Source organism: Mesorhizobium hawassense, assembly GCF_003289945.1.
In the GTDB taxonomy this organism is placed as follows: Bacteria; Pseudomonadota; Alphaproteobacteria; order Rhizobiales; family Rhizobiaceae; genus Mesorhizobium; species Mesorhizobium hawassense.
The window spans coordinates 74,951-101,414 of sequence record NZ_QMBP01000009.1 but is presented as its reverse complement, the minus strand read 5'-3'; the positions used below and the strand labels follow the sequence as shown (position 1 = coordinate 101,414).

Annotated in this window: 26 protein-coding genes and 1 tRNA gene; 14 read left to right on the top strand and 13 right to left on the bottom strand. The window is 62.5% G+C overall.

From position 1 onward, the window contains the following. Positions 1-283: 283 nt before the first annotated feature. Positions 284-424 carry a DUF1127 domain-containing protein gene (locus tag DPM33_RS19230; RefSeq protein ID WP_112099016.1) on the bottom strand — a complete coding sequence of 47 codons (141 nt, stop codon included), beginning with the start codon at positions 422-424 and terminating at the stop codon, positions 284-286. 50 nt (positions 425-474) lie between these two features. Next, entirely contained in the window at positions 475-615 is a 141-nt protein-coding gene (locus DPM33_RS19225) for a DUF1127 domain-containing protein (protein WP_006335194.1), read from the bottom strand. A gap of 234 nt (positions 616-849) precedes the next feature. On the opposite strand from DPM33_RS19225, the gene DPM33_RS19220 reads away from it, so the two are divergent. Beyond that, on the top strand, positions 850-1,968 hold the full coding sequence (locus DPM33_RS19220; RefSeq protein WP_112099015.1) for a DUF2157 domain-containing protein: 1,119 nt from the start codon (positions 850-852) through the stop codon (positions 1,966-1,968). After that, positions 1,965-2,546, top strand: coding sequence for a GDYXXLXY domain-containing protein (locus tag DPM33_RS19215; RefSeq protein WP_112099014.1), 582 nt, complete (start codon positions 1,965-1,967; stop codon positions 2,544-2,546). Before DPM33_RS19220 ends, DPM33_RS19215 begins: the two co-directional genes overlap by 4 nt. A gap of 329 nt (positions 2,547-2,875) precedes the next feature. On the opposite strand, the gene DPM33_RS19205 is transcribed toward DPM33_RS19215, so the two are convergent. Beyond that, positions 2,876-2,960: transfer RNA gene (locus DPM33_RS19205), tRNA-Leu, on the bottom strand. Positions 2,961-3,303: 343 nt separating this feature from the next. Here DPM33_RS19205 and tig point away from each other — a divergent pair. After that, positions 3,304-4,788: a trigger factor gene (gene tig, locus DPM33_RS19200; protein WP_112099013.1), complete on the top strand. Its 1,485-nt coding sequence runs from the start codon at positions 3,304-3,306 to the stop codon at positions 4,786-4,788. A 190-nt stretch (positions 4,789-4,978) separates the two neighbouring features. After that, positions 4,979-5,533 carry a hypothetical protein gene (locus tag DPM33_RS19195; protein WP_245442249.1) on the top strand — a complete coding sequence of 185 codons (555 nt, stop codon included), beginning with the start codon at positions 4,979-4,981 and terminating at the stop codon, positions 5,531-5,533. A gap of 40 nt (positions 5,534-5,573) precedes the next feature. On the opposite strand, the gene DPM33_RS19190 is transcribed toward DPM33_RS19195, so the two are convergent. Further along, entirely contained in the window at positions 5,574-6,254 is a 681-nt protein-coding gene (locus DPM33_RS19190) for a GntR family transcriptional regulator (protein WP_112099012.1), read from the bottom strand. Positions 6,255-6,465: 211 nt separating this feature from the next. Here DPM33_RS19190 and DPM33_RS19185 point away from each other — a divergent pair, with 211 nt between their 5' ends. From DPM33_RS19185 to DPM33_RS19140, 10 genes are all read left to right on the top strand, one after another. Then, a complete protein-coding gene (locus tag DPM33_RS19185; RefSeq protein ID WP_112099011.1) occupies positions 6,466-7,593 on the top strand; it encodes a sugar ABC transporter substrate-binding protein in 1,128 nt (375 codons plus the stop codon). Between the two features lie 99 nt (positions 7,594-7,692). Then, positions 7,693-9,225: a sugar ABC transporter ATP-binding protein gene (locus DPM33_RS19180; RefSeq protein WP_112099222.1), complete on the top strand. Its 1,533-nt coding sequence runs from the start codon at positions 7,693-7,695 to the stop codon at positions 9,223-9,225. After that, on the top strand, positions 9,222-11,297 hold the full coding sequence (locus DPM33_RS19175) for an ABC transporter permease subunit (protein WP_112099010.1): 2,076 nt from the start codon (positions 9,222-9,224) through the stop codon (positions 11,295-11,297). The genes DPM33_RS19180 and DPM33_RS19175 overlap by 4 nt, the downstream gene beginning before the upstream one ends. 12 nt (positions 11,298-11,309) lie before the next feature. Further along, complete coding sequence (locus tag DPM33_RS19170; RefSeq protein WP_112099009.1) at positions 11,310-12,116, top strand: SDR family oxidoreductase; 807 nt, start codon at positions 11,310-11,312, stop codon at positions 12,114-12,116. 9 nt (positions 12,117-12,125) lie between these two features. Further along, positions 12,126-13,073, top strand: a complete 948-nt coding sequence (locus tag DPM33_RS19165) for a 3-hydroxyacyl-CoA dehydrogenase (RefSeq protein WP_112099008.1) — start codon at positions 12,126-12,128, stop codon at positions 13,071-13,073. After that, a complete protein-coding gene (gene kce, locus DPM33_RS19160; protein ID WP_112099007.1) occupies positions 13,070-14,032 on the top strand; it encodes a 3,5-dioxohexanoate:acetyl-CoA acetone transferase in 963 nt (320 codons plus the stop codon). Before DPM33_RS19165 ends, kce begins: the two co-directional genes overlap by 4 nt. A 49-nt stretch (positions 14,033-14,081) precedes the next feature. Further along, positions 14,082-14,960, top strand: a complete 879-nt coding sequence (locus DPM33_RS19155) for an SMP-30/gluconolactonase/LRE family protein (RefSeq protein ID WP_112099006.1) — start codon at positions 14,082-14,084, stop codon at positions 14,958-14,960. A gap of 158 nt (positions 14,961-15,118) precedes the next feature. After that, entirely contained in the window at positions 15,119-15,250 is a 132-nt protein-coding gene (locus DPM33_RS37455) for a hypothetical protein (protein ID WP_281004798.1), read from the top strand. A gap of 104 nt (positions 15,251-15,354) precedes the next feature. Beyond that, positions 15,355-15,735 (top strand): c-type cytochrome, encoded by a 381-nt coding sequence (locus DPM33_RS19145; RefSeq protein ID WP_112099005.1) that lies wholly within the window; start codon positions 15,355-15,357, stop codon positions 15,733-15,735. 460 nt (positions 15,736-16,195) lie between these two features. After that, on the top strand, positions 16,196-17,014 hold the full coding sequence (locus DPM33_RS19140) for a DUF2189 domain-containing protein (RefSeq protein ID WP_112099004.1): 819 nt from the start codon (positions 16,196-16,198) through the stop codon (positions 17,012-17,014). Between the two features lie 42 nt (positions 17,015-17,056). Here the strand turns inward: DPM33_RS19140 and DPM33_RS19135 are convergent, their stop codons facing one another. The 9 genes from DPM33_RS19135 to DPM33_RS19095 form a co-directional block, all read right to left on the bottom strand. Then, positions 17,057-17,530, bottom strand: a complete 474-nt coding sequence (locus DPM33_RS19135; protein WP_112099003.1) for an aminoacyl-tRNA deacylase — start codon at positions 17,528-17,530, stop codon at positions 17,057-17,059. A gap of 131 nt (positions 17,531-17,661) precedes the next feature. Beyond that, complete coding sequence (locus DPM33_RS19130; protein ID WP_112099002.1) at positions 17,662-18,054, bottom strand: cytochrome C oxidase subunit IV family protein; 393 nt, start codon at positions 18,052-18,054, stop codon at positions 17,662-17,664. Between the two features lie 26 nt (positions 18,055-18,080). After that, positions 18,081-18,800: a heme-copper oxidase subunit III family protein gene (locus DPM33_RS19125; protein WP_112099001.1), complete on the bottom strand. Its 720-nt coding sequence runs from the start codon at positions 18,798-18,800 to the stop codon at positions 18,081-18,083. 10 nt (positions 18,801-18,810) lie between these two features. After that, positions 18,811-19,515: a cytochrome c oxidase subunit 3 gene (locus DPM33_RS19120; protein WP_112099000.1), complete on the bottom strand. Its 705-nt coding sequence runs from the start codon at positions 19,513-19,515 to the stop codon at positions 18,811-18,813. After that, positions 19,512-21,281: a cytochrome c oxidase subunit I gene (gene ctaD / locus DPM33_RS19115; protein ID WP_112098999.1), complete on the bottom strand. Its 1,770-nt coding sequence runs from the start codon at positions 21,279-21,281 to the stop codon at positions 19,512-19,514. The genes DPM33_RS19120 and ctaD overlap by 4 nt, the downstream gene beginning before the upstream one ends. A 21-nt stretch (positions 21,282-21,302) precedes the next feature. Further along, positions 21,303-22,187 (bottom strand): cytochrome c oxidase subunit II, encoded by an 885-nt coding sequence (locus tag DPM33_RS19110; RefSeq protein WP_112098998.1) that lies wholly within the window; start codon positions 22,185-22,187, stop codon positions 21,303-21,305. A 262-nt stretch (positions 22,188-22,449) separates the two neighbouring features. Further along, entirely contained in the window at positions 22,450-24,516 is a 2,067-nt protein-coding gene (locus DPM33_RS19105) for a mechanosensitive ion channel family protein (protein WP_112098997.1), read from the bottom strand. A 231-nt stretch (positions 24,517-24,747) separates the two neighbouring features. Then, positions 24,748-25,017, bottom strand: a complete 270-nt coding sequence (locus DPM33_RS37025) for a hypothetical protein (protein ID WP_245442274.1) — start codon at positions 25,015-25,017, stop codon at positions 24,748-24,750. 303 nt (positions 25,018-25,320) lie between these two features. After that, positions 25,321-26,217 carry a helix-turn-helix domain-containing protein gene (locus DPM33_RS19095; protein ID WP_146770288.1) on the bottom strand — a complete coding sequence of 299 codons (897 nt, stop codon included), beginning with the start codon at positions 26,215-26,217 and terminating at the stop codon, positions 25,321-25,323. Positions 26,218-26,464: the final 247 nt, after the last annotated feature.

Sequence of the window (26,464 nt, the reverse complement as noted above, 5' to 3'; positions counted from 1 at the left end):
GGAGGAGGTCCGGCGGGTGTCGTTTTGGTGGTCGATCCTCGGGAGGAGGTGAAGATCGACCTAATTCGTCATCGCCGGGGAGGAGGTCGGCTTTGACGAAATTCCTTTCGCTTTTTAGAGGGGGCGAAACCCCTGGAAGACGAACTTCGTTCGCTTTTGAACAACGCCCGCCGGGGGAGGAGGTCCGGCGGGCGCCGTTTCGGTGGTCAACCCCTGGGAGGAGGTAGGGGTTGCCCGTATCCGTCAGGGTCGGGGAGGAGGTCGACCCTGGCGAAATTCCTGGTTAGACCGCCTTGCGGGCGACCATCTTGATCTCGTCACGGACGATACCAAGATCATGGAGCTGACGGTTCGACAGACGACCCAGCTCGGAAACCGTCTCGCGATAAACGCGCCAGTTACGATAGTTGCGGATCAGGTTCATTGTCTTGCTCTTTCAGAAACTTGCTCGGACCATTCGCGGTCCGAAGCGGATTAGACCGCCTTGCGGGCGACGTAGTGGATGTCGCTGCGGCTGATGCCGAGGTCGGTCAGTTCACGGTTCGACAGGCGGCTCAGCTCGGAAACGGTGTCCCGGTAGCGGCGCCAGTTGCGGTAGTTGCGGATCAGGTTCATGGTAGTGCTCGTTTCGTCTTTGGTTCGGATTATTCCGTTTGCGTACGAACAGAAAATAGGTGCGGTCATATCGATTTAAAAGTGCGATTGGCGCATGGCAGCAATGCAAATTGTGCAATGCAACATTAACGGCCATTCACGGCTGCGTCGCAAAGAAGGCCGAATCGGAAAATGCCGCCGCGTCAACGGTTTGGGCCTTGCGGCTGAAAAAATGACCTAGCTTGGGGGAAACGCGTGGCGGGCTATGCGACAAGGGTAAGGGCGGATATCGCCCGCTGGCGGGACAGCGGGCTGATCGATGCGCCTACGGCGGAGGCATTGACGCGCGACGTCGCCGCCAATGAACGGGCATCGCTGAGCTTCGGTTCGATCCTGGCGATGATGGCGGCCCTGCTGTTCGGCGCCGCGATCCTGATCTTCGTCGCCGCCAACTGGGAGGCCATCCCACGCCTGCTGCGCGTGGCGGCGCTTTTTGCCGTCATCCTTGCCGGCTACGTCGGCGGCGCGGTGCTGAAGACCCGCGATCATGCGGCGATCGCGGAGGCGCTGTGGATCGTGGCGGCGGCCGCCTTCGGCGGATCGATCGCGCTGATCGGCCAGATGTATCATCTGTCCGGCGACGAGGCCTCGGCGCTGCTGACCTGGTGCGCCGGAACCGCGCTGGCGGCGGTGGTGCTGCGCTCGAACCCGCTCACCGTCGCCTCCGTCGGCATTGCCGATGCCTGGCTCTTCCTCAAATGGGGCGGGTTTTTCCGCCGCTCCGAGTTTCCCCATCTCTTCGTGGCAATCGCGCTGGTGCTGTTCGCCATTTCGTTCTGGACGCGCAGTCAGGCTGCGCGGCACCTGATCATCCTCTCGATCCTGTCTTACCTCGTGCTGCTGGCGCTGGACCACAACATGCTCCAGGTCGCCATTCCGGTGGTGCTTGTCTCGGCGCTGGCCTTTGCCGCGGGGATCCTCGCCGCTGAACCGGTGGACAGGATCATGCAGCTCGGCGGCCGGCTTCCCTTGCATGCGCTCATCGGCTTTCTCACAGGCCTCGCAATGGTCCAGTTCGAACTGGCCGACGAGGCGACCTACAATAGCGGCTTTGCCATTGCGTCGGCGGTCGCGCTTGCCGGCATCGTCGCGGCAATCATTCTGGGCGGCCGTGAGAGCCGCGGCTTGCGCTGGGTAGCCTATGCCGGCTTCGCCTTCGAACTCGCCATGATCTATGGGGTGATGCTGCAGTCGATGCTCGACACAGCCGGTTTCTTCCTGTCCGCGGCCGTGCTGCTCGGAGTACTGGCGCTGATCATCATCCGCGTCGAAAAACGCATGAAGACGCCCGCCAGCGGAGGAGCAGTGGCATGAGCGGGAAAAAACTGATCGTCTCGGCGCTGGTGCTGGCGCTTGTCCAGATCGGCTTTCTCAGCTGGATCATTGCCGGCCGCGCCGCGATCCTGCGCGACGGCAAGGAAGTGCTTCTGAAGGTCGAGCCCGTCGATCCGCGCGACCTTCTGCGCGGCGACTATATCTCGCTCAACAACAACATCTCGCGGATCCCGGTCAAGCTGATCGCCAACATTCCGGAAGGCCAGCTCTCCAGCGACGACACATCGATCGTGGTGCGGCTGAAGAAGGGAGCTGACGGCTATTGGCAGCCGACCACCGCCTGGTTCGGCCAGGCGCCGGCGCCGGCCGGCCCGGACGAGGCCGACATTGCCGGACGCGTCGCCGAAGGTTGGGGCCTGCGTGACGCCGGTTCGACGATCGCGCCGGACTATGGAATCGACCGGTTCTATCTGCCGGAAGGCGAGGGCATGACGATCCAGGACGACATTCGCGTGCGGCCGTTCGGCATCAAGCTCGCGCTCTCGGCCAACGGCACGGCGCAGATCAAGGCGCTGATGGATGGCGACAAGACGCTGTTCGAGGAGCCGTTTTACTGAATTACCAGAACCAAAGCGTCTTCATGCTTTTCAGGAAGACGTCGGTTATCGGGTAGCCTGATTTGTCTCCAAGAACAGAATCGATGCCGCATTTGGGGCAGGTCGCCGTCGTCCCACCTCCGTCGTGATCTTCATCGACCCATTCTCGGATCTCAGAGGGCGGGTAGACGGAAAGGCAAAAGAAGCATCCGCAGATTAGGCTGCTCTCCACTTCCTGCCGATGGTTGGAGCAGTGTTTGTGGGCTTGCCTAAGTTCCTCAGGGATTTCCACAGTAGGAGCGACATTAGCTATGGGTGGCTCGCCACCCGAAGCTCGAAGAGCGAAAGGATGGTGCGGATGAAGGGACTCGAACCCCCACGCCTTTCGGCACTGGAACCTAAATCCAGGGCGTCTACCAATTCCGCCACATCCGCTTTCCCCGGCAATCCCATGTAGCCATCATTCTGTCAATGTCGGCGCCCAGATCATGCTTATCCGGCTAGACGCGAAGATAGTTGAAAATTGGCCTAGCCTGTGACAAAAGGCGTGTCGAATGTGACGGAACGTGAGTTTCCGCTTCTGCAAGATGTGAAAAGTTATAGGAAAAACAAAGACTTATTCGCATCCGGCAAAGCGTAGTTCAGGAGAGTTTGAACCGCATTAGCGGTCAAATCGCCAGGTTCCGTACCAAAAGCCATTTCCGGCAACATCATACCGGCAGGCTGTAAACGGCTAAGACCGTTTGGCAGTCTCATTGTTGAAAACAAAGGTTCTAGGATGCAGGTCACCGAAACGCTCAACTCCGGTCTCAAGCGCGAGATCAAGATCACCGTGCCGGCCGGTGACATGGAAGCCAAGCTGATGGCGCGGCTTACCGATGCCCGCGACAAGGTGCGCATCAACGGCTTCCGTCCGGGCAAGGTGCCGGTGCAGCACCTGCGCAAGATGTACGGCAAGTCGTTCATGGCCGAGGTCGTCAACGAGATCCTCAACGACTCGACCCGTTCGATCATCTCGGGGCGCGGCGAAAAGGCAGCCATGCAGCCCGAAGTGATCATGACCGAGGACGAGAAAGAGGCCGAGAAGATCCTGGCCGGCGGCTCCGACTTCGAATTCAGCCTCAACTACGAGGTCATCCCGGCGATCGAGATCAAGGATTTCTCCGACATCAAGGTGACGCGTCAGGTCTACGACGTGCCGGAATCGGAAGTCGACGATCAGGTCAAGCGCGTTGCCGAATCGGCGCGCAGCTATGAGCCGAAGACCGGCAAGGCCGCTGAGGGCGACCGCGTGACCATCGACTATCTCGGCAAGATCGACGGCGAGGCTTTCGCCGGCGGCGCCGGCACCGACCAACCGCTGGTGCTCGGCTCCAAGGAGTTCATCCCGGGCTTCGAGGACCAACTGGTCGGTACGAAGGCCGGCGATGAGAAGCAGGTCACCGTCACGTTCCCCGAAAACTACCAGGCGGCGCATCTGGCCGGCAAGGAAGCCACCTTCGACGTCACCGTCAAGGAAGTGGCCAAGCCCGGCGAGTTCGAGGTCAATGACGAGACGGCCAAGAATCTCGGCCTGGAATCGCTCGAGCGCCTGCGCGAGATCGTGCGCGGCCAGATCGAGAACCAGTTCGGCTCGATGACTCGCCAGAAGGTGAAGCGTCAACTGCTCGATCAGCTCGATTCCGCCTATTCCTTCGAGGCGCCGTCGAAGCTCGTCGAGGCCGAGTTCAACAACATCTGGGCTCAGGTCAACCGCGACCTCGAGGCCGCCGGCCGCACCTTCACCGACGAAGAGACGACGGAAGAAGAGGCGCGCGCCGAATATTCGCGCCTTGCCGAACGCCGCGTGCGTCTTGGCCTGGTCCTGGCCGAGATCGGCGAGAAGGCCGGCGTCACCGTGTCGGATGAAGAACTGCAGCGCGGCCTGTTCGAGCAGGTGCGCCGCTTCCCGGCCAACCAGCAGCAGGAAGCCTTCGAGTTCTATCGCGGCAACCCGGAAGCCATCAACGCACTGCGGGCGCCGATGTTCGAAGAGAAGGTCGTCGATTATCTGCTCGGCCAGATCTCGGTCAACGACGTCAAGGTCGGCAAGGACGAGCTGATGGCCGACGACGAGGAGGCCGAAACCGCTACAAAGGCGAAGCCGGTCAAGAAGGCTGCCTCGAAGAAGGCCGAAGCCAAGGCAAGTGAAGCCGCCGACGAGGCGGAAGAGCCGAAGAAGAAGGCCGCGCCGAAGAAAAAGGCGGCGAAGGAAACCGAGTAACAGGTTTCAGCACCCCGATTTCGAAAGGCCGCCTCCGGGCGGCCTTTTTCATTGTGGCGGCGCGGCAACGCAGGCAAATTGTCTTGATCAACTACCGCTGGCGATACCATCCATTGAACATTATCTGTTTTTCATCGCATTTCGCGGATGTGTGGAGGCACTTGTGAGGCTGGGGTTCTTGATAAGAGGCGTGGTTATTGCCCCGGCGCTCTTGCTGGCAGTGATCGTTGGGGGCGTCCGCGCCGAGCCGGACTCGGCAGCGTTCCTATTGGTGGCGGCCGAAGGAGGTGACCGGACTGGGCCGGATCTCGGCAACTGGCGCGTAAACACCGGCAGCGACGAACAGGTCACGGCATCGCTGCATGCCAGCAACAAGCTGATCACCGGGGGCGGCGCGCTGGGGTACAGCCCGGTGCTGACCTTGGCTTGCCGGCCCGATGGCGAACCACGCTGGAGCGAATGGCTGCAGCTCAGCGATGCCGTCTCCGCCAGCCGCAAGATCACCATCTCCGTCATTGTCGATGGCGGCGGCAAAACCGATGAAAGCTGGTCGGTCGGCTCGCGCGGCAGAACGCTGGTCAGGGATGGAGACGACGGCATCAAGCGCCTGGCTTCAGCGAACCGGCTGACGCTGTCATGGCGCTTCGGCCTCCTGTCGGGACGCGGCGAGGCTGACTTCGAGCTCGCGGGTCTCTCCGAGGCAATCGGCCAGATCGCCGCAAGCTGCAAAACTGATCCGCCTTGAATTCATCCGCCGACTGCTGAGCGGCCCGGTGCGTGAAATCCTATTTCAGCAGATCGACCAGGACTTGGAAAGCGGCGTCGATATCGGCGCGGATGGCCTTGCTGACCGCTTGCGCGTCTCGGTCTCGCAACGCGGCAAACATCTCCTGATGGTGCTCGTTGGCCGTCGAATAGTTTCCGGAATCGTGCAGCATGTTGAAATAGGGGCTGATCTGCAGCCACAGATTCTCGATGATGCTGAGGATGTTTTCGGAGCCCGCCGCCCGATAGATCGAGAAATGGAAGGCGTAGTTGGCGCGCAGGTAAGATTTGACGTCGCCAGCCGCATTGGCCTGTTCAAGTGCATCCAGAAGCTGGCGCAGCCGTGCGATGTCCTGGTCGCTCATGCGCTCGGCCGCCCATGCGGCGGCAATCGCCTCGATCTCGAAGCGGACATTCCTGAGATCGACGAGGCGCGCGCGGCTCAGGGCCGGAATTCCTATGGAGCGGCCCGACACCACCATCAGCGCGTTGGCGGCGGTGAGGCGCCTAAGCGCCTCCCTGACCGGCATCGGGCTGACGCCGAAGGCGTCGGCAAGGCTTTGCACCGTCACCATCTCGCCGGGCACGATGCTGCCGTCGAGGATCAGTTCCGTGACATGCCGGTAAACCCTGTCCTGCAAAGTTTCCTTGGACAGCGGTGCGATTTCCACACCCGGCTTCCTGAACGCCGCTCCAGCCATCTCCCGTCAATCTTCCCGCGTAAGACCACTCTGTTACCTGCTTCCCGAATGCAAGGTTCCGGCTGCTGCGTCAAGCGTCCGCGCCTCACTCGAAATAACGCTATTTCATCATTGATCTTTGATCAAATGATGGTACGGTCGCAGCCGCCGAATGACAAGGGCCACGTTTCGGGTCCTTGGGAAGCGTTCGCTGGTATCGGGAGGAATTCACATGGAAATCGGATTGAAAGTCCGGCAGCTCGCGCTGCTGGCCGGCATGGCCGCTTGCGCCTTTGGTGTGTCGGGCGCCGAAGCAGCCGGAAAGCACAAGATCTTTCTCAGCATGAGCTACATCGGCAACGATTGGCAGGCCGAGGCGGCAAACATGGTCAAGGCCATTGCCGCTCACAAGAGCCTGGCCGACAAGGTTGACCTGCAGGTCCAGGTGGCCGGACCCAACGCGCAGCGCCAGATCCAGCAGATCAACGCCATGGTGCAAAGCGGCGCCGAGGCGATTGTCGTCTATCCGATCTCGCCGACCGCGCTCAATCAGGTGGTGAAGAACGCCTGCGACAAGGGGGTGAAGGTCTTCGCCTATGACGCCGAGATCACCGAGCCCTGCGCCTACAATGTCCATATCGACCAGTTGGAAGCGGGCAGGGTAACCGCCGAATGGCTGGTCAAGAAGCTCAACGGCAAGGGCAATATCATCGCCATCACGGGGGTTCCCGGAACATCGGTCGACGACCAGCGCACCAAGGCAGCCAAGGAAGTCTTTGCCAAATATCCCGACATCAAGATTGTCGGCGAGGCTGTCGGCATGTGGAGCCAGGCGGTTGCCCGGACCGAACTGTCCAAGATCCTCGCGACCCGGAGCTGGGGCGACATCAATGGGCTGTGGATGCAAGTCGGCTGCTTCACCGCCAATTCGATGCAGCTCGAGGCAGGCAAGAAAGCCAGCGAGCTGCTGCCATGTGCGGGCGAAGGCTCCAATGGCGGCCGCATTCAGATGCTGCCGCAGGGCACCGAAGTCGAAGGCGCGGCTGCCCCTTACGCGCCGGCGGGCGCCCAGCGCATATCCTACGCTTCGCCACCCTACTCGGGTGCGTTGGCGCTTAAGCTTGCCGTCGAAGCGATCGAAGGCAAGGATGTGCCGAAAACCACGATCCTGCCGCTGCCGGTCGTCACCAATGAGACTATCAAGTTGTGCAATGAAGGCACGTGGGAGGAGATGAAGGCCGGCTGCAACGTCTTCAAGCCGTCGCTGGTTTCCAACCCCGGCTGGTTCGCCTCGATCTTTTCGGACCAGACGCCCGAGATCGGCCTCAACGCCGCGCTTGTCGGGCAGCCGGAGAACTGAGCCTCCCAAGGCAAATCTCGACGATGCGCGGGCGTTCTGTCCACGCATCGTCGATCCACGCTAATGCGTTTCGAAGGGCGTAGCCCGGTGATCGAGGACATGACCGAACACTCCGCGCTCCCCGCCATTGAGATCGACGGCATCGGCAAGGCCTTCGGCCCGACCGTCGCGCTGGACGGCGTGTCGTTTCGCGTCGAGCCCGGCAGCGTCCACGCGCTGCTTGGGGAGAACGGAGCCGGCAAATCGACCCTGGTCAAATTGCTGTCGGGACTGGTGCGACCGAGTGCCGGTCATATCAGGGTCTTCGGCAAGGAGATCGGCTATGGCGCGCCGCGCGCCGCACATGCGCTGGGCGTGCAGACGGCGTTCCAGGAGATGACCCTGGTGCGCGATCTTTCCGTCCTCGACAACATGCTTTTGCCCTATGCTCCTGTCGGCGTGACCGGTCTGATCCGCCGCAAGGCGGCGCGCCAGGCAGTGCGCCGCCATATCGACGATCTCGGTTTTGCCGTCGATCTCGACGCCGAGGTGGGCGAACTCGAGCTTTCCGTGCGCCAGAAGATCGAGATCGCCCGGGCGGTCCATCGCAAGCCGCGCATCCTGCTGCTCGACGAGCCGACTTCGACGCTGGCCGGCCGCGACGTCGATTGGCTGGGCGACATCATTGCCAGGCTGAAAGCGGCGGGCACCACGATTGTCTTCATCACTCATCGCATGCGCGAGGTGCGCGCCTTTTGCGATACGCTGACGATCCTGAGAAACGGCCGCCACATCGTGACCGCGCCGGTTGGCGATATCTCGGACGCCGACGTCATCGAAAAGATCATCGGCCGCAGCATCGAACAGACTTTCCCGCCCAAGCCCGACGGCGCCCAGGCTTTCGGCCCGCCGGTACTGGGCGCGCGCGATCTCAAGGTCGGACGCAAGCTCGACGGCGCCAGCTTCGATCTGCGCCGTGGTGAAATCCTGGGCGTTGCCGGACTACAGGGCATGGGCCAGCAGGACCTGTTCCTGGCCTGCTTCGGCATGGCCGAAATCACCCGGGGCCACATCCTTGTCGACGGCCGCAAGGTGTGGCTCGGCTCACCGGCGGATGCGCTTAGGCCCAACATGGCGATCGGACTCGTGCCCGAGGATCGCAAATCCGAGGGTCTGTTCCTCAAATTGTCGGGCAGCCAGAACGCCACGCTGCCGGTCGTGTCGCGTTTCACACGGCTCGGCCTTGTCGACGCCGCTGCCGAGAGCCGCTCGGTCGAGGAAGCATTCGCCACCGTCGAGGTCGACCGCCGTGCCTTGTGGACGCGGGCCGGCGCATTTTCCGGCGGCAACCAGCAGAAGATCGCGATCGCCAAATGGCTGGTGGCGCAGAGCCGCATCCTGCTCCTGTTCGATCCCACGCGCGGCATCGATGTCGGCACCAAGCATGAGCTCTATGTGATGATGCGAAACTACGTCGCCGCCGGCGGCTCGATCCTGCTGCACTCGACCGAAATCCCCGAGCTGGTTCACCAATGCGACCGGATCCTTGTTCTCTATGACGGACACATCGCGGCCGAACTCGAAGGAGACGCCATCACCGAGCCCGCCATCATGCGGCCGGCGCTCGGGCATGCCGGGGATGTCGCCGCATGAGCAGCGGTTCGTCTCCTGTTTCCATGGGCCTTGGGCTGCGCCGCGCGCTGATGCGCAATCGCGGCGCGCTGATCGCCGCGGCCGTGCTTGCGATCCTACTTTTCATCGTCGACTGGATCAGCGCCGGGCCGTTGACCTATTTCGACGTGTCGTTCCTGTCGAGCGGCGGCGCGACATCGGCGCTCGCGGCGATCGGCCAGACCATCGTGATCCTTTCGGGGGGCTTCGATCTCTCCGCCGGCGCGGTGATTTCGCTGGTCAATGTCGTGCTGGCATCGAGCATGGACCCGATGGCGCCGGGCGCCAGCATCCTGTTGTGGACGACGGTCGGCATCGGTGTCGGCATGGCGGTGGGCGCCTTCAACGGCTTCTTCATCGCGGTGCTGCGCATGCAGCCCATCGTGGTGACGCTGTCCACCATGTTCATCCTGCAGGGGGTGACGCTGCTGGTCATGGACAAGCCCGGCGGCTTCGTGTCGCCCGATCTCGGCACCTTCTATCTCGGCGATGCGATCGCCGGCTGGCTGCCAATGCCGCTGGTGGTGATCGGCGTGGTGCTGCTCGCCTGGTTCTGGCTGAAGGGAACCCGTTTCGGCACCGCGCTCTATGCCGTCGGCAGCGACGTGGATTCGGCCGCTTCCGTCGGCATCAACATCGTGCTGGTGCGCTTTGCCGTCTATGTGATCGCCGGCGGCTGCTACGGTCTCGCCGGTGTGTTCATCAGCGCGCAGACCGGCAGCGGCGACCCGCTGGTCGGCAACCCACTGCTTTTGTCGATGTTCGCCGCGGTCGTCGTCGGCGGCTCGCGCCTTGGCGGCGGGCAGGGTGGTCCGGTCGGCACCGTCTTCGGCGCCTACATCCTGATGATGGTCGTGAACATCCTGCTGGTGCTCAATGTGTCGGCTTACTATTCGACCATCGCGGAAGGCACAATTCTGGTGCTGGCGGCTCTTGCCGGATCCTTGTCCCACACATCCGTGCTTGCCGCGCAACTGCGCGCGGCGCGTGCCCGGCTGGCCGCCTGGCGCGCCGGGATGTTGCCTTCGCAGCTCGAACCGATCGACCGGCGGCTCAAAGTCGCCGAACCGTCGAATGCCCAGCGCCGGCCGGCATCGCCACGCCCGGCGTTTCGCCTGCGCAACGCCGAGGCGCTGCGCTATGCGCTGCCTGCCTATGTCTGCCTGCTGGCGATCGTGATCGTCACACAGATCTGGCTCGGCCGCGCCATCCTCAATCCGGGCTACTGGAACTCGTTGCTGGTCCTGTCGTCCTTCCTCGCCGTGTCGGCGCTGGGGCAGGGAACCGTCATCCTGACCGGCGGCCTGGACCTTTCCGTGCCGTGGACGATCGGCATTTCCGGCATCATCCTCGCCGGCATGGTCAACGGCTCCGACTCCGCTCTTGTGTACGCCTTGCCGGTCGTGCTGATGATGGCCTGCGCCATCGGTTTCGCCAACGGCTTCGGCATCGCCTATCTCGGCATCTCGCCGATCGTCATGACGCTCGCCACCAACGGCATCCTGCAGGGTTTCGCGCTGCTCTATTCGCAGGGAACGCCGGCCGGCTTTTCCTCGCCGATGCTGCGCTGGTTCATGACGGCCAAGTTCGGTTTTGTCACGCCGGTCGTTCTGTTGATGGTGGTGTTCGTGGCCGGGGCAGTGCTGCTGCTCGGGCGCACGCCGTTCGGACGCCGGGTGTATGGCATCGGCAACGGGCTGCGCGCGGCGCGTCTGTCGGGCATCGGCGTCGAGCGCACGCTGATCCTGGTCTATATGCTTTCGGCCGTCTGCGCTGCCATTGTCGGCGTCATGCTGACCGGCTTTTCGGGCCAGGCGAGCCTTGGCATGGGCGACGACTACCTGTTGCCGTCGATCGCCGTCGTGGTGGTCGGCGGAGCGCTGATCACTGGCGGGCGCGGCCACTATCTCGGCATGCTCGGCGGCGTGCTGCTTTTGACGGCGCTGCAGATGCTGCTGGCCGGCACCACGCTGCCCTATGCAACGCGGGCAATTCTCTACGGGCTGGTCGTTCTGGGCGCCGTCATGGCGCTGCGCGAACGGCGGCTGCAATGAAAGGACTGAACTATGAGCTCAAAGGCACCAGTGTCGGCGGACGAATTTCTGGCCGGGCTGAAGGGACAGCGCGTGCTGGTGACGGCAGGTGCAGGCGGCATAGGTTTCGCCATCGCCGAAACGCTGTCGCGGCTCGGCGCGCGCATAATGGTCTGCGACGTGTCCGACGAGGCTCTGGCCGCCGCGCCTAAGAAGATCGCACTGGTCGACGCGGTCAAGGCCGACGTCTCGCGCGACGACGACGTCGACCGGCTGTTCGAGGCCGTGGAGCAAAAACTCGGAGGGCTCGACGCGCTGATCAACAATGCCGGTATCGCCGGACCGACGGGCGGTGTCGACGAGATCGATCCTGACGACTGGCGACGCTGCATCGACGTTTGTCTGACCGGCCAGTTTCTCTGCGCGCGGCGCGCCGTGCCGCTGATCAAGGCGGCGGGCGGCGGTTCGATCGTCTCGATGTCGTCGGCGGCAGGCCGCCACGGTTATGCGTTCCGCACGCCCTATTCGGCCGCCAAGTTCGGCGTCATCGGTTTCACGCAGAGCCTGGCCAAGGAGCTCGGCCCGCAAGGCATCAGGGTCAATGCCATCCTGCCCGGCATCATCGAGGGGCCACGCATCGAAGGCGTCATCTCGGCGCGCGCCAGGCAGGTCGGCATCAGTCACGAGGAGATGACCGGACGCTATCTGCAGAACATCTCGCTGCGCCGCATGACCAGCCCCTACGACGTGGCCTCGATGGTCGCCTTCTTGCTGTCGGACGCCGGCATCAACATTTCCGGGCAGTCGCTCGGCGTCGACGGCAATGTCGAGACGTTGTGAGGATCAGGGATGGCCACGGTTGCAATTGTCGGAAGCGGGTTCATCGGACGGGCCTGGGCGATCAGCTTCGCCCGCGCCGGTCACGATGTGCGTATGTGGGACCAGTCGCCGACCGCGACGGGCGGGGCGCGCGACTACATCGCCGGCGTGCTCGGCGACCTAGCCGCCAATGACCTGCTGCGCGGGCAATCCGTCGCCACCGTGCTGGGCCGCATCGCTGTCGTCAGCGAGCTGGCGGAGGCGCTGGCCGATGCAGCCCATGTCCAGGAGAACACGCCTGAAAACCTCGATGTGAAGCGGGAAGTATTCTCCCTGATCGATAAGCTTGCTCGCCCGCAAACGGTCATCGCTAGCTCCACCTCGGCGCTTTTGCCGTCGAAATTCACCGACCATCTGCAAGGGCGGCACCGCTGCCTGGTCGTGCATCCGATCAACCCGCCCTATCTCATTCCGGCCGCGGAGGTGGTGCCGGCGCCATGGACCTCCGCCGAGACGCTCGAAAGAACCCGCGCCTTCCTCGTCGATGCCGGCCACGCGCCGCTGGTGATGAAGCGCGAGCTCGACGGCTTCGTTATGAACCGCCTGCAGGGCGCTCTCTTGGAAGAGGCCTTCCGGCTGGTCGCGGACGGCTACGCCAGCGTCGAGGACGTCGACATAGGCATTCGCGATGGGCTGGCGCTGCGCTGGTCTTTCATGGGGCCGTTCGAGACCATCGATCTCAACGCGCCCGGCGGCGTGCGCGACTATGTCGAGCGCTATCAGGGAATCTATTCCAACATCTTTCCGCAGATGCTGCGTCGTGTCGACTGGGGCGGCGAGGTGATGGAGACCGTCGAGGCCGAGCGCAGCAAGCGATTGCCCAGAAAAGACCTTGGCGATCGCCAGGTGTGGCGGGATCGGCGGCTGATGGCGCTGGCGGCGCACAAGAAGAAATCGGATCAGGAGTTTGGACAATGAGCGAAACCAGCCGCAAACCCAGCGCCCAAACGGCCAAGGGCAAGGTCATCATCACCTGCGCGGTGACAGGCGCGATCCATACGCCGACCATGTCGCCCTATCTGCCGATCACCCCGGACCAGATCGCTTCGGAGGCGATCGCGGCGGCCGAAGCGGGCGCGGCGATCCTGCACCTGCACGCCCGCGACCCGGAGACCGGCAAACCCGACCAGACGCCGGAGGCCTTTGCCCGCTTCCTGCCGCGCGTCAAGCAAGGCACCAGCGCGGCGATCAACATCACCACCGGCGGCAGCCCCTACATGAAGGTCGAGGAGAGGGTGCGCCCGGCCGCTCAATTCAAGCCGGAGGTGGCTTCGCTCAACATGGGCTCGATCAATTTCGGCCTCTATCACCTGGCCGACAAATACGAGACCTTCAAGTTCGATTGGGAAAAGCCACATCTGGAGGCGACGCGCGATCTCGTTTTCCGCAACTCGTTCAAGGACATCGAATACATCCTGGCAACTTGCTACGACAACGGCACGCGCTTCGAGTTCGAGTGCTACGACATCGCCCATCTTTACAACCTCGCTCATTTCGCCGAGCGCGGGCTGGTGAAGCCGCCTTTCTTCGTTCAGTCGGTTTTCGGCCTGCTCGGCGGCATCGGCACACACCCGGAAGACGTAGCCCATATGAAGCGCACCGCCGACCGGCTGTTCGGCGACCAGTTCCGCTGGTCGGTGCTCGGCGCCGGCGCCAGCCAGCTGCGCATTGCCGCGCAGTCGGCGGCGCTCGGCGGCAACATAAGGGTCGGGCTGGAAGACAGCCTGTGGGCCGGCAGGGGCAAGCTCGCCAAATCGAACGCCGAGCAGGTCGTGCTGGCGCGCAAGATCATCGAAGGGCTCGGCATGGAGGTGGCGACGCCCGGCGAGGCGCGCGCGATCCTGTCCCTGAAGGGCGGCGACAAGGTCGCCTTCTAAGGCCGGCCCGGCCAAGCGCTGCACGAATGCCGAATACGTGGAGGATGGCATGAAGATCGAAGTCGTAGTGGACGTGAAGACAACGTTGGGCGAAGGCCCGCTCTGGGACGTCGAACAGGAGCGGCTTTACTGGATCGACAGCTTTGATGGGCGCGTGTTCCGCGCCACCGCCGATGGGCGTGAGATACGCTCCTGGGACGTGCCGATGAAGATCGGTTCGATGGCGCTGCGCAAGGATGGCAGCGGCGCCGTGGTCTCGCTGCAGCGCGGCTTCCATCTGCTCGATTTCGCCACCGGTGAAGTGACGCTCATCCACGATCCGGAACCGGATCTGCCGGCGAACCGTATCAACGATGGCAAGGTCGACCGGCGCGGGCGCTTCTTCGCCGGCTCGATGGACACGATGGAAGAGGGACCGTCGGGCGGCCTTTACCGGCTCGATCCGGATTTCTCCGTCACAAGGATCGACTCCGGCATCATCTGCTCCAACGGCCCATGCTGGAGCCCGGACGACCGCACCTTCTATTTCGCCGACACCTGGACCGGCGAGATCTGGGCTTACGACTACGACATCGCCACCGGTAATGCCACCAACCGGCGCACCTTCGTGCGCGTCGACACCAGCAAGGGCGGGGCCGCCGATGGCTCGACCGTCGATAGCGAGGGCTATCTGTGGAACGCGCTGGTCTACGACGGAAGGCTGGTGCGCTATGCGCCGGACGGCACCGTCGACCGCATCATCGACATGCCGGTGAAGAAGATCACCAGCGTCATGTTCGGCGGGCCGAAGCTCGACACGCTCTATGTGACATCGATGGCCAAGCCGCCGCTGCCGCGGTTCCCCGGTGACGGCGTGCTGCGCGGCAGCCTGTTTGCCATCACCGGCCTTGGCGTGACCGGGGTCCCTGAACCGAGATTTGGCGGGTGATAGGGCTGCGCTCGGGCGTCCGCCAGGACCTCTTGCGCGAGTTCGGCTGAATTCATCACGCGGCCAAATACCTTGCCGAGGATGGAAAGCGTCGCATCGTGCGAGGCCTCGTCCAGCCCGCCATTGGCGTTGCTGATGAAGGCCACCTGTAATCGCGCATGAAGGCGCTGCGAGCGGTGGATTCGCGGCAGATGCTGGTCACCGCGCCGATGATGATCACGGTGTCGACCTGGCCGGCGCCGCAAAAGCCGGGCCTTTTTTGCCCATCGGGACGATTCTGTGGTATGTAGGTGCCGCATTCCACCGAGGAGATGCGGATATTCCGCTCTGCCGCGCAGGGCCAGCGGGCTGGTGCGGATCGTCCGACGCAAACGACGATCAGGGAGGAAATGCCATGCGCGAAATCGCGCTTTTCATCATCATGTCCGCCACGGCTTTCATCACGAGTCCATCGCAGGCGCAGGATGCGGCCGCGGGCGAGAAGGTCTTCACCAAGTGCAAGGTTTGCCACATTGCCGAGCAGGACCAGAATAGGATCGGCCCATCCCTGAACGGCGTTATCGGGCGCATCGCCGGCACGCATCCCAATTTTAGCTATTCCGCGGCAATGATCGCGGCCGGGAAATCCGGCGTCAAATGGGACGAGCCGACCCTGACGACGTACCTTCACGCCCCCCAGGCAATGGTCAAGGGGACGAAGATGACATTTCCCGGTCTCAAGGACGATAAGGACATAGCCAACGTCATCGCCTACCTGAAGCAGTTCTCCAAATAGACGGCCCTGCCGGGCGCCATCGCTGTCGCCCGGCAATTGCGCTGTTGAAATCTCGCGACCCGCGCGGTTACGCCGGCAGCGCGAAGAATCCCACCAGCAGCAGAACAACTATGCCAAGGCCGAGTATGACTAGCGTCCGTGTGTCCATCACGTTCACCTTCGACCGGGCGTATGCCCCGAAAATCAGGATCGATTTTCGAAAAGGACCATAGGCCCATCAAAGCGATACAGCGCCCTTTACGCGCCCAAAAAGGGGGCGCGCGACGCTGCAAGAGAATATCGAAAAAAATCTTCTGGAGCCAGTATGCCGCTGCCGCACCCGTTCCAATGAAATGGCGACAGATCGGGCGCAAAGGAGTATGGTGTGGTCAGTGCAGGTCGCGGTTTGCGTGGCCAGTGACGCAGAGCGGTTGCACCGTTGAATCCGCGACCTTGCCGGACCCGATCTGGAGGAACGGTCATGGCAAGCTTTCACGTGATTGCAGGCGCCAGCGAAACGCTGGAGCATACCAAGGTGAGGAAAATCAGCGTTTCTGATCTTTTCGACGCCCTTAGGCGCGGTGTCGACGACTTTATGGTCAAACCCTCGCACATCGTGTTTCTGTGCATGATCTATCCCCTCGTCGGAGTGGTGCTCGCCACCTGGACATCGGGGGCGAACACGCTTCCACTGCTATTTCCGCTGGTGTCGGGCTTCGCGCTGATCGGCCCACTCGCCGCGATCGGCCTCTACGAGATCAGCCGCAGGCGGGAAGCCGGGCTCGACGCATCCTGGCGCCATGCATTCGAAGTCAGGAACTCCCCGGCGCTGCCGTCCATCGCGGCGGTCGGGATCATGCTGTTCGCGATCTTCATCACCTGGCTTTTGACGGCGAAGATTTTCTACGAATATCTCTTCGGCCCGGCGCCGCCGGAATCGATTTCCAGCTTTATCAGCGCGATATTCGCCACCGGAAGAGGCTGGACGCTGATTATTCTGGGACACGCCATCGGTTTCGTCTTCGCTGTGGTGGTGCTGTGCACAACCGTCGTCGCTTTCCCGCTGCTGCTCGATCGCGATGTCGGCGCCTACGAAGCCATTCACACCTCCGTGCGCGTGGTGCTGGCCAACCCGGTTGTGATGGCCGTCTGGGGCCTGATCGTTGCCGTTGGGCTGATCATTGGCTCGCTGCCGGTGTTCGCGGGGCTGGCGGTGGTGCTGCCGATCCTCGGTCATGCCACCTGGCATGTGTATCGCAAGGTCGTGGAGCCGCCGACGAACCCCAGACCGGCGAACTGAGCAAGTCCCTGTCGTTGCTGACGACGGCTGCGCAAGTGCGATTCAGTAGGCAGGCTGGCTGAACCGCGCCTGACGCGCGTCCGTCGTCAGGTTGCGGAAATCCTTGCCGCTGACATGCACAAGCGTCTTGTGATCGCCGCCCTCGAAATAGATGTCCGTGGCATCGCGCAGGCTTTCGTCCAGGAAGACCGGCACATCATAGGCAGCGCCGATCGGCGGTACGGCGCCGATGTCGCAATCGTCGAAAAGCGATACCACCTCGTCTTCGGACGCGAGCCCAAGGCGCCTGTCCATGATGTCCTGCAGCTTGCCCAACTCGATCCTGTGGGTGCTCGGCACCAACGCCAGAGCATAACCAAGCTCATGGTGGACGACCACGGACTTCGCCATGATGCTGCCAGGCACGTGCGCGGCGACGGCGCTCTGCCTGCTGGTGGCGGTTCGATGATGCGCGACGGTGTCGTAGCGGATGCCCTTGCCGTCGATAAACTGTCTCAGTCTGTTTGCTATCGTCATTTCAACCTCCCTTGGCTTGAGTTCACGAGGGATACATCAGCCCCAAAATGGACCGGCGGCCTAATGTTTCAAGCCGCAGGCGCCCTGCGGTTTCCGGCTGATCATTGCCGAGGATGGGTGCCAATCGTGCGTCAGGGGCCGGGCCCGAAGAAGGCGATACGGGTCAGCAACGTGTAGTCGGCCTCCAGGACCATCATCGTCACGAAAACCAGCACCAGTATAGGCGGCAGGATGATCGCATACATCATCGCCAGCCGCTCCCAGGCCATGTGCATGAAGACGGCGACGATCAACCCCGCCTTCAGCATCATGAAGATCAGGATCAGCGACCATCTGAGATAGCCGTGGATGCCGAAATAATCGACCAGGTAGGAACAGGTGCTGAGAATGAACAGCCAAGCCCAGACCACCAGATAGAGCTTGATCGGGTGCTCTTGATGGGCCTCGGCTACCGCCGCAGCGCCAGGCGCATGAGCGGCATCCAGTGCGTGTTGCCCGAGACCGTTTGCGGTTGCTTCAGCCATATCTGCCTCTCAACGAAGCCTGCCTCTCACCAAAGATAGAAGAAGGCGAAGATGAACACCCAGACCAGGTCGACGAAGTGCCAGTAAAGGCCCATGATCTCGACATTCTCGTAACGACCTCGGCGGCTGGTGAAGAAGCCGGGCCGCCCTGTGTCGAAGTCGCCTCGCCAGACCTTCCGGGCCACGATGATCAGGAAGATCACGCCGATCGTGACATGGGTGCCGTGGAAGCCTGTGATCATGAAGAAGCACGAGCCGAACTGCGCCGCGCCCCAGGGATTGCCCCAGGGACGTACCCCTTCGGTGATCAGCTTGGTCCATTCGAATGCCTGCATGCCGACGAAGGTCGCGCCGAGCGCGGCGGTCAAAAGCATCAGGATCGCGGTTTTGCGACGATCGCGGCGGTAGCCGAAATTGACCGCCATGGCCATGGTTCCGCTGCTCGAGATCAGCACGAAGGTCATGATGGCGATCAGGATCAGCGGGATCTCCGAACCGCCGATGCGCAAGGCGAAGACTTCGCTCGGGTTCGGCCATGGCACGCGGGTCGACATGCGGGCGGTCATGTAGGAGAGCAGGAAGCAGCCGAAGATGAAGGTGTCGCTGAGCAGGAAGATCCACATCATGGCCTTGCCCCAGGACACGTTCTTGAACGCGCGCTGATCCGAGGCCCAGTCGGTGGCAATTCCGCGCCAACCGTCGGGACGGGCCATCGGGCTGGAGTGCGTCAGTGTCGTTTCAGCCATCGCCGGTCTCCTAGGTCAGCAGCCGTTGGCAAATGTCGATGAACGTCGCCGCCCAGCCGGCCAGAACGGCAAAGATGCCGAGCCAGATGAAAAGCAGGAAGTGCCAATACATGGCGCAGAGCTCGACGCTGAGCCGCAGCCGCTCCGGTCGCGTTCCGCTCCAGGCGCCGATGCTCGTCCTGCCAAGGCCTATCAGACCGCCCAGTATGTGCAGGCCGTGCATTCCGGTGATCAGATAGAAGAAGCTGTTGGCCGGGTTGGAGGCCAGCAGGTAGCCGTCTTCGGTCAGTTGCCTCCACGCCATCAACTGGCCGGCAAGGAAGGCGAGGGTGGTCAGCCCGGCCGTCGCAAGACCAAGCCTGACCATGTCCGTCTGGCCTCCGCGCGCGGCGACCACGGCGCATTGCAGCGCGACGCTGCTCAGCAGCAACAAGCCGGTGTTCAGCCAGAGCAAGCGCGGCAGCGGCAGCGGCTGCCAGTCCGACAGGCCCATGCGCATGAAATAGGCGCTGGTGAAGAGCGAGAACAGGCAGCCGACGACGGCGAGGAAGACGCCGAGCCCGATCTTGGCGGTGGGCAGGGCCGACCGGTCGAGGCCTACGAAATCCCCAGCCACGCCTTGCTCCAGCCACGGCTTGGACGTCAGCCGCTGATGCGAAAGCCACCAGCCGGCAAAGCCGGCGATCACGAGCAGGAAGACCAGGATGACGCTCATGCCGGCTCCCTCGAGGGGGCGAAGGAGCCCGGCACGTTCTGCGGGATGAAGTCTTCCTTGGCCCCTGGCACGCTGTAGTCGTAGGCCCAACGGTAGACGATAGGCAGCTCCTTGCCGAAATTGCCATGCGCCGGCGGCGTCTCCGGCGTCTGCCACTCGAGCGTCGTCGCCCGCCACGGGTTGCCGCCGGCCTCGCGGCCATGGCGGATGCTCCAGATCAGGTTGAACAGGAACACCATTTGGGCGAAGCCGACGACAAAGGCCATGATGCTGATGAACGAATTCAGATGGTGGGCCGATTCAGTCATCACATTCATGTCGGTCAGTTCGGCGTAACGCCGCGGAATGCCCATCAGGCCGAGATAGTGCATGGGGAAGAAGATCAGGTAGGCGCCGAGGAAAGTGACCCAGAAATGGAAGCGGCCGAGCGCCTCGTTGAGCATCCGGCCGGTGACCTTCGGGTACCAGTGGTAGATCGCGCCGAAGATCACCAGGATCGGAGCGACGCCCATGACCATGTGGAAATGGGCGACGACGAACATCGTGTCCGACAGCGGCACGTCGACGACGACATTGCCGAGGAACAGCCCGGTCAGGCCGCCGTTGACGAAGGTGACGATGAAGGCCAGCGCGAAGAGCATCGGTATGGTGAGGTGGATGTCGCCGCGCCACAGCGTCAGCACCCAGTTATAGACCTTGATCGCGGTCGGGATGGCGATGATCAAGGTGGTGGTGGCGAAGAAGAAGCCGAAATAGGGATGCATGCCGCTGACATACATATGGTGCGCCCAGACCACGAAGCTCAGGGCGCCGATGGCTATGATGGCCCAGACCATCATGCGGTAGCCGAAGATGTTCTTGCGCGCATGCGTGCTGATCAGGTCGGACACGATGCCGAAGGCCGGCAGGGCCACGATGTAGACCTCCGGATGGCCGAAGAACCAGAACAGATGCTGGAAAAGGATCGGGCTGCCGCCATTGTGCTGCAACTGCTCGCCCATCTCGACGATCGCCGGCATGAAGAAGGATGTGCCGAGCACACGGTCGAGCAGCATCATCACGCAAGCGACGAACAGCGCCGGGAAGGCAAGCAACGCCATGACGGTGGCGGTGAAGATGCCCCAGACGGTGAGCGGCAGGCGCATCAGGGTCATGCCGCGTGTGCGGCCCTGCAGCACCGTCACCACATAATTCAGGCCACCCATGGTGAAGCCGATGATGAACAGGATCAGCGAAGAGAGCATCAGGATGATGCCCCAGTCCTGGCCGCCCGGGGTTCCCGACATGATGGCCTGTGGCGGATAGAGCGTCCAGCCGGCGCCGGTCGGCCCGCCCGGCGCGAAAAAGCCCGAGACCAAGACCAGAACGGCCAGCAGATAGATCCAGTAGCTCAGCATGTTGACATAGGGAAAGACCATGTCACGGGCGCCGACCATCAGCGGGATGAGATAGTTGCCGAAACCGCCGAGGAAGAGCGCGGTGAGCAGATAGATCACCATGATCATGCCGTGCATGGTGATGAACTGGTAATAGGCCTCCGGGGTGATGAAATCGAACGTGCCGGGGAAACCGAGCTGCAACCGCATCAGCCAGGACAGCACCAGCGCCACCAGGCCGATCGCAGTTGCCGTTATCGAATACTGGACCGCGATGACCTTCGCGTCCTGAGAGAAGACATATTTCGTCCACCAGCTATGCGGATGGTAGAGTTCCATCTCGCCCACTTCGGCGGGCGGGACGGCATCTGCGGGTGTGACATCGACCATGGGGGCGCCTCCGTGCCCTGTTCAGCGGGCCTCGACCGGTTCGAGTTTTGCCGCGACGTCCAAACCGGACGCCATCGTCTTTCCTGACGGTGCGTTCGCCGAGCCCGTTTGCTTGGGGGCCGACAATTGCGCAAAAGTCTGCTGCTGGCCGAGCCAGGCCAGATAGTCCTGCTCGGTGTCGACCACCACCACGCCATGCATCAGCGGGTGCCCCTGGCCGCATAGCTCGGCGCAAAGAACCTGGAAGGTCCCGGTCCTGGTTGGGGTGAACCAGAAATAGGTGACCGAGCCCGGGATCATGTCCATCTTGGCGCGGAATTCCGGAATGTAGAAATCATGCAGAACATCGATCGAGCGCAGCAGCACCTTGACCGGCTTACCGACCGGCAAGTGCAGGTCCGCCGCCTCGACCACGACATCGTCCTGGCCATTGGGATCTTTGGGGGCAACGCCCAATGGATTGTCAGCGGTTACGTCGCGGGTATCCGACGTGCCGAGCTTGCCGTCCTTGCCGGGCAGGCGGAAACTCCACTGCCATTGCTGCCCAATAACCTCGACATCGGCGGCCTCGCTCGGAACATTGACGAAGCGGCTCCAGACGAACAGGCCAGGCACCAGCAAGGCGGTGACACCGACCGCGGTGACGATCGTCAGCCACGATTCCAGCCGTCTGTTCTCCGGTTCGTATGCCGCGCGATTGCCTTCCCGGTGCCGGAAGCGGAAGACGCAATAGGCCATAAAGAGGACGACGGCGGAGAATACGACGCCGGTGATCCAGAAACTGATGATGATGGTGTTGTCGATATAGTCCCAGTTCGACGCAATCGGCGTCCACCACCATGGGCTCAGGAGGTGGAACAACACCGAGCCCACGACAATCAAAACGAGTACAAGCGCAATCGCCATGTCCCGTTCCTCCCGGCATTCCCAGGAGCGCGAAGCATTCGAGAATGCCAAGCCGCATCATGCTCGATTTCCGGTTGAAATTCCAGAGCCGACTATCTGCTTGTGCAAAACGTTGCTGCGCCCGGACCTTGCGCGTGAGCGGGGCCTGACGCGAGTCTCGCTGAAACGGATTCAGGCGACGCGCTTCAAGCTTTTTGTCATTCACGCTTTTCCCAGACCGCTGCGGACTTTTGGGCGACATGGTCAGGCGCCGGGTTTGCCGCTAGCTCGCAACTTGCTTCATCTTGAGCAGTTGCTGCGCGGCGGCCGCGTTGTCGCCGCCACCCGCCACATGCACGGTGGGAACGGCGAGCTTGATGCCGTTCTCGTCGAATGCCTTCTTGATCATCATGAAGGCTCGCCGCTTGATGCCGAACTGAGTTCCCGGCTTGGTCATCAGCTTCATCCTGAGGTCGATCCCGGAGTCGCCAAAGCTGTCGACACCTTGCATTTTCAGCGGCTCGATCGTGTCGGCCGCGAACTCAGGATCCGCGGCCAGCTCCTGACCGATCTTCTTGATGAGCCTGCGAGCGAGGTCTACGTCTGAATCGTAGGTGATGCTGAGAGCCATCTTGTCCATCACCCAGTCACGGCTCATGTTCTGGATGGCGCCGAGCTCGCCGAACGGCACGGTGAAAATTGGGCCGCGGTGATGCCGCAGCCTGACTGACCGTAGGCTGAACGATTCGACAGTGCCCTTGTAGCTGCCGCTCTGAATATACTCGCCGACACGGAAGGCATCGTCGAGCATATAGAAAACGCCGCTCAGCACGTCCTTGACCAGTGTTTGCGAACCAAAGCCGATGGCTACGCCGAAAATGCCCGCGCCGGCGATCAAGGGCGCGATCTGCACGCCGAGTCCGGACAGGATCGTCAGCACGCTGACGGCCCCGATGAAGACAGCGAGCGCGTTACGGAATATCGGCAGCAGCGTACGCAGCCGGCCGCTGCGGGCAAGCTCGTCGGCATGGGACCCTTCCTTTGGCTCAAGCGCCATCCGATAAGCGATCAACTCCTTCGCCAGCTGCCAAAGAAGATCCGCAACCAGGAGGACGATGATGCTATTGAGAAGGCCTGAAATCACCAGCGCGCCGGCTTGACTGCCGGCAAGGGCTGCAGCTCTGATGCGCCAGATATAGGCGAGCCAGGCGACCGCCGCGCCAATTACCGCTGCTCGGGCACCCCTGACGATCAGCACGTTCAACATGATGCCGAGGGCACCGCCGCGCTGCGCTCGACCGGCGAAGGCCTGTGCGACATTGCCGACCCCACGCACCGCCGCCGGCAACAGCAGCGCATAGAGGCCGAGCCACAGTACGGCGAGCAGTCCCGCCACCCAGGCCAGCCAAAGCGCGATCAGATAGAGCGTCAGCAGCGATTGCCTGACGGCGGAAGTTGCGCTGCCCGGCCGCCGCCAGACGATTTCAATGGCGACGGCCAAGATGCCCAGGCCACAGAGCAGGGCAACCACCCGCGCAACGTCGATGGAGAAACCGATGCCAGGCATGAGGCTGACCACGGCCCAGCCAAACAGCAGAAAGCCGGCGATGAGGCTGACGCGCCGAAGCCAGAAACGCTGCGCGGTCCCGCTTGCGACAGGGATTGCCGTCGGCGTCTCATCCGACGTTCTGCTTTCCGCGTCGGCAAGTCCAAACAGTAACCTGACAATGGCGCGGACCACACGCACGGCGATGAAGGCGAGCAGCAAGGTCAGCACGATGCGGCGCAGCAAAGGCGGCCATTCGAATGCGAGGAACGAGCCGATGCTGGCCAGAGCAAACGTCAGCAAGGCGGCGACCTCCGACAGAGCCGCCTGTCCGGGGTCAACTGGTCCGACAGAACCGCCCAGAGCCAAGGCCCGGCGGAGCAGCCACTCGGCGCCGAAGCCGACGATGGTCAGGACTGCCAGGATCAGGATCACCAGGCCGGGCCTGCCTGAATTCACGTCGCGCGAGACGACGCCGGCGGCGTTGGCTAGTTCCCCCGGGATGCGGGGAACGGCATCGGTGAGCGCGACAAGACGTGCGCGAACGGCTTCCTCCCAGCTCGAGATTGCGTCGACCGGCGATGCGGCAGGGGGAGCCTCGGCGGCTGCCGGCATCTTTCCTTCGAGCCATCCCTTCACCTCCGGATCGGACAGCAGGTCGAGGAACTGCCGTGCCTTTTCGGGCGGCACGCCGTCCGGGGGCTGCTGGGCTTGGGCCCAGCAGGTTCCAACGAGCACCCAAAAGAAAATCGGAACGACGGTCGAAAGCAAAATACAAATTCGAGTGGGCAGTGCGTTGCTCATCGCGCGCTCCGGCAATTCTCGGTCGACAGTGCGACCAAACTATCCTGCAATGGAACGAACCACGCCGCCTCGACGGAGCGGCGAACGCTGCGCGCTACCCGCCTATCTTTCAGAACTGCATTCATGAAAGTCTGGACGGGCCGGGCGCACTCGCCCGGTCCTCTAACCGCGCCGCGGCGACCGCGAAGCCTCACAAAGGAAAGCTCCTTTGGTGCCGAGTTCCACTCCCGCTTACTGCACGTGCACAACCACATATCGCCCACCGTAGGGCTGATAATACGTGCTGCCGCAGTGCCACAGCACGGCGCCGTTGATCGAAGTCTTCACACACGCTGCCGGGAGCCTGGTCACGTAGACGGTCGTACGGCGAATCGTTCGGCGCGTGGTGCGCCTCGCAACCCCTGCGACGCTGCCGGGCGTGAGCGGACGACCGACTCGCGCCTGCGCATCGCCGACGAAAGGGGCGAAGGGTGTAAGGGCCTCGACGAGCCCAGCAAACATCAAGGCGACGGCGATCCCGGAAGCGCCGGTCAATCTCAAGCTAGGTCTTGGCATTTTGCATCCTCCCAAATCCTCACCACCCCGTGCGTTCATTTTTCCGGCCGATAAAGCCATGCGCCCGGCGCAAGTCTGTGCCGAACCGAAATCAAACGGCCACTCCCGACCTCGCGAGCCGGGGATGGATTATTATTATGTTAGAATATACTAATTCGCGAACGCGACTTCTATCCGGATTGCGCAAATTCCATCGAACTGCTTTGCAGCGATGCCGCGACGCTTTTCTCGGCGCAGGTTACACCCTGGTCACGATCTTCCGGCACGCTGAAGCGTTTCTTTGGGAGACTCGCCGAAGAAGAGGCGATAATTCGCGGCAAAGCGGCCCAGATGGCTGACGCCTACATCCATGGCGATCGTTGTAACACTCAAGCCGTTGGCGCGCGCCGTGGTAAGCAGCCGTCTGGCTTCGTTGAGGCGTAGCGCTCTGATGAATTCGAGCGGGGTCACAGCGAACGTGGTGCGAAAGGCGTACTCCAGCTGTCGGCGACTGACACCGATTTCCTTGCATAGCCGAACAATGGGAATGTCTTCCCGGATATGAGTGCGAATGAAATCCTCGGCCGCCGACGCTTGTCTAAAGTGATGACTCGCGGAACCGGCTGTCCCGGTCTCACGACTATCTGGGCCTGCGAAGGCGTTAGCCACCACTCCTAGATATTCCACGAACGCACCTGGAGGCTGCTGCGGCAGAACCGAATCGCTTGCAACTGTCGCAAGGTGGTCTGCCATCGACCTCATCTGGCTTCGGATTCTTTGCGCTTCGCCGGCGGCGAGCCGGACTGCGGCGGGGCGATCGCTGACCTGTTCGAGAACCGTCCTCGTGGCGACCGACTGGATTTCCATCCAGGTCGCAGTCGGAACGATGGCGACTGCGTAGGTGAGACCGGGCCGGACCGTTGCCGTCACGCTCGTGCCGGCAGGGATTGCCAGGATCAAGTCGTCTTCGAGCGGGATGCCGCATATCGTCGACCCGCAGGCCCGCTCGACGGCCACCAAAGCCACGGAATCCGGATTGAAATCGCCAATGGCGCGGAAGGCGCAATTGAATTCGGGCAGGTCGAGCGCCCACCTGCCGGGGGACTGGATTTGCCGGATGCGCGAGGGAAGCCAGCCGGCCGAAAGCCTGTCGACCTTGACCGGCAAGCCGGATGCGGCGCTGGTCAGGTCATCAGGCCCAAGTAACACGTCCCTGTACGACGGCGATGAAGGCCAGGCACTCAAAAAGACAACCTTTGCGCAAAGTGGATAGCAGCGCAGTTATATTAGGTGTAGCTTAGACCTGAATTGCGCGAGATCAATTGGCGCAAAATACCGCCGACTTACGGCTGATGGGGACAGTGGACGAAGCAGATTTGGTCCCATACGGATGCGCCATCAGAATGACGCGGGC

Coding starts and splice junctions, on each gene's coding strand:
- DPM33_RS19140 (WP_112099004.1), top strand. CDS start 16,196: ATGGCAAGCTTTCACGTGATTGCAGGCGCCAGCGAAACGCTGGAGCAT.
- DPM33_RS19180 (WP_112099222.1), top strand. CDS start 7,693: ATGACCGAACACTCCGCGCTCCCCGCCATTGAGATCGACGGCATCGGC.
- kce (WP_112099007.1), top strand. CDS start 13,070: ATGAGCGAAACCAGCCGCAAACCCAGCGCCCAAACGGCCAAGGGCAAG.
- DPM33_RS19130 (WP_112099002.1), bottom strand. CDS start 18,054: ATGGCTGAAGCAACCGCAAACGGTCTCGGGCAACACGCACTGGATGCC.
- DPM33_RS19230 (WP_112099016.1), bottom strand. CDS start 424: ATGAACCTGATCCGCAACTATCGTAACTGGCGCGTTTATCGCGAGACG.
- DPM33_RS19105 (WP_112098997.1), bottom strand. CDS start 24,516: ATGAGCAACGCACTGCCCACTCGAATTTGTATTTTGCTTTCGACCGTC.
- DPM33_RS19175 (WP_112099010.1), top strand. CDS start 9,222: ATGAGCAGCGGTTCGTCTCCTGTTTCCATGGGCCTTGGGCTGCGCCGC.
- DPM33_RS19190 (WP_112099012.1), bottom strand. CDS start 6,254: ATGGCTGGAGCGGCGTTCAGGAAGCCGGGTGTGGAAATCGCACCGCTG.
- DPM33_RS19110 (WP_112098998.1), bottom strand. CDS start 22,187: ATGGCGATTGCGCTTGTACTCGTTTTGATTGTCGTGGGCTCGGTGTTG.
- DPM33_RS19185 (WP_112099011.1), top strand. CDS start 6,466: ATGGAAATCGGATTGAAAGTCCGGCAGCTCGCGCTGCTGGCCGGCATG.
- DPM33_RS19165 (WP_112099008.1), top strand. CDS start 12,126: ATGGCCACGGTTGCAATTGTCGGAAGCGGGTTCATCGGACGGGCCTGG.
- DPM33_RS19125 (WP_112099001.1), bottom strand. CDS start 18,800: ATGGCTGAAACGACACTGACGCACTCCAGCCCGATGGCCCGTCCCGAC.
- DPM33_RS19170 (WP_112099009.1), top strand. CDS start 11,310: ATGAGCTCAAAGGCACCAGTGTCGGCGGACGAATTTCTGGCCGGGCTG.
- DPM33_RS37455 (WP_281004798.1), top strand. CDS start 15,119: ATGAAGGCGCTGCGAGCGGTGGATTCGCGGCAGATGCTGGTCACCGCG.
- DPM33_RS37025 (WP_245442274.1), bottom strand. CDS start 25,017: ATGTTTGCTGGGCTCGTCGAGGCCCTTACACCCTTCGCCCCTTTCGTC.
- DPM33_RS19215 (WP_112099014.1), top strand. CDS start 1,965: ATGAGCGGGAAAAAACTGATCGTCTCGGCGCTGGTGCTGGCGCTTGTC.
- DPM33_RS19120 (WP_112099000.1), bottom strand. CDS start 19,515: ATGAGCGTCATCCTGGTCTTCCTGCTCGTGATCGCCGGCTTTGCCGGC.
- DPM33_RS19225 (WP_006335194.1), bottom strand. CDS start 615: ATGAACCTGATCCGCAACTACCGCAACTGGCGCCGCTACCGGGACACC.
- tig (WP_112099013.1), top strand. CDS start 3,304: ATGCAGGTCACCGAAACGCTCAACTCCGGTCTCAAGCGCGAGATCAAG.
- DPM33_RS19135 (WP_112099003.1), bottom strand. CDS start 17,530: ATGACGATAGCAAACAGACTGAGACAGTTTATCGACGGCAAGGGCATC.
- DPM33_RS19155 (WP_112099006.1), top strand. CDS start 14,082: ATGAAGATCGAAGTCGTAGTGGACGTGAAGACAACGTTGGGCGAAGGC.
- ctaD (WP_112098999.1), bottom strand. CDS start 21,281: ATGGTCGATGTCACACCCGCAGATGCCGTCCCGCCCGCCGAAGTGGGC.
- DPM33_RS19145 (WP_112099005.1), top strand. CDS start 15,355: ATGCGCGAAATCGCGCTTTTCATCATCATGTCCGCCACGGCTTTCATC.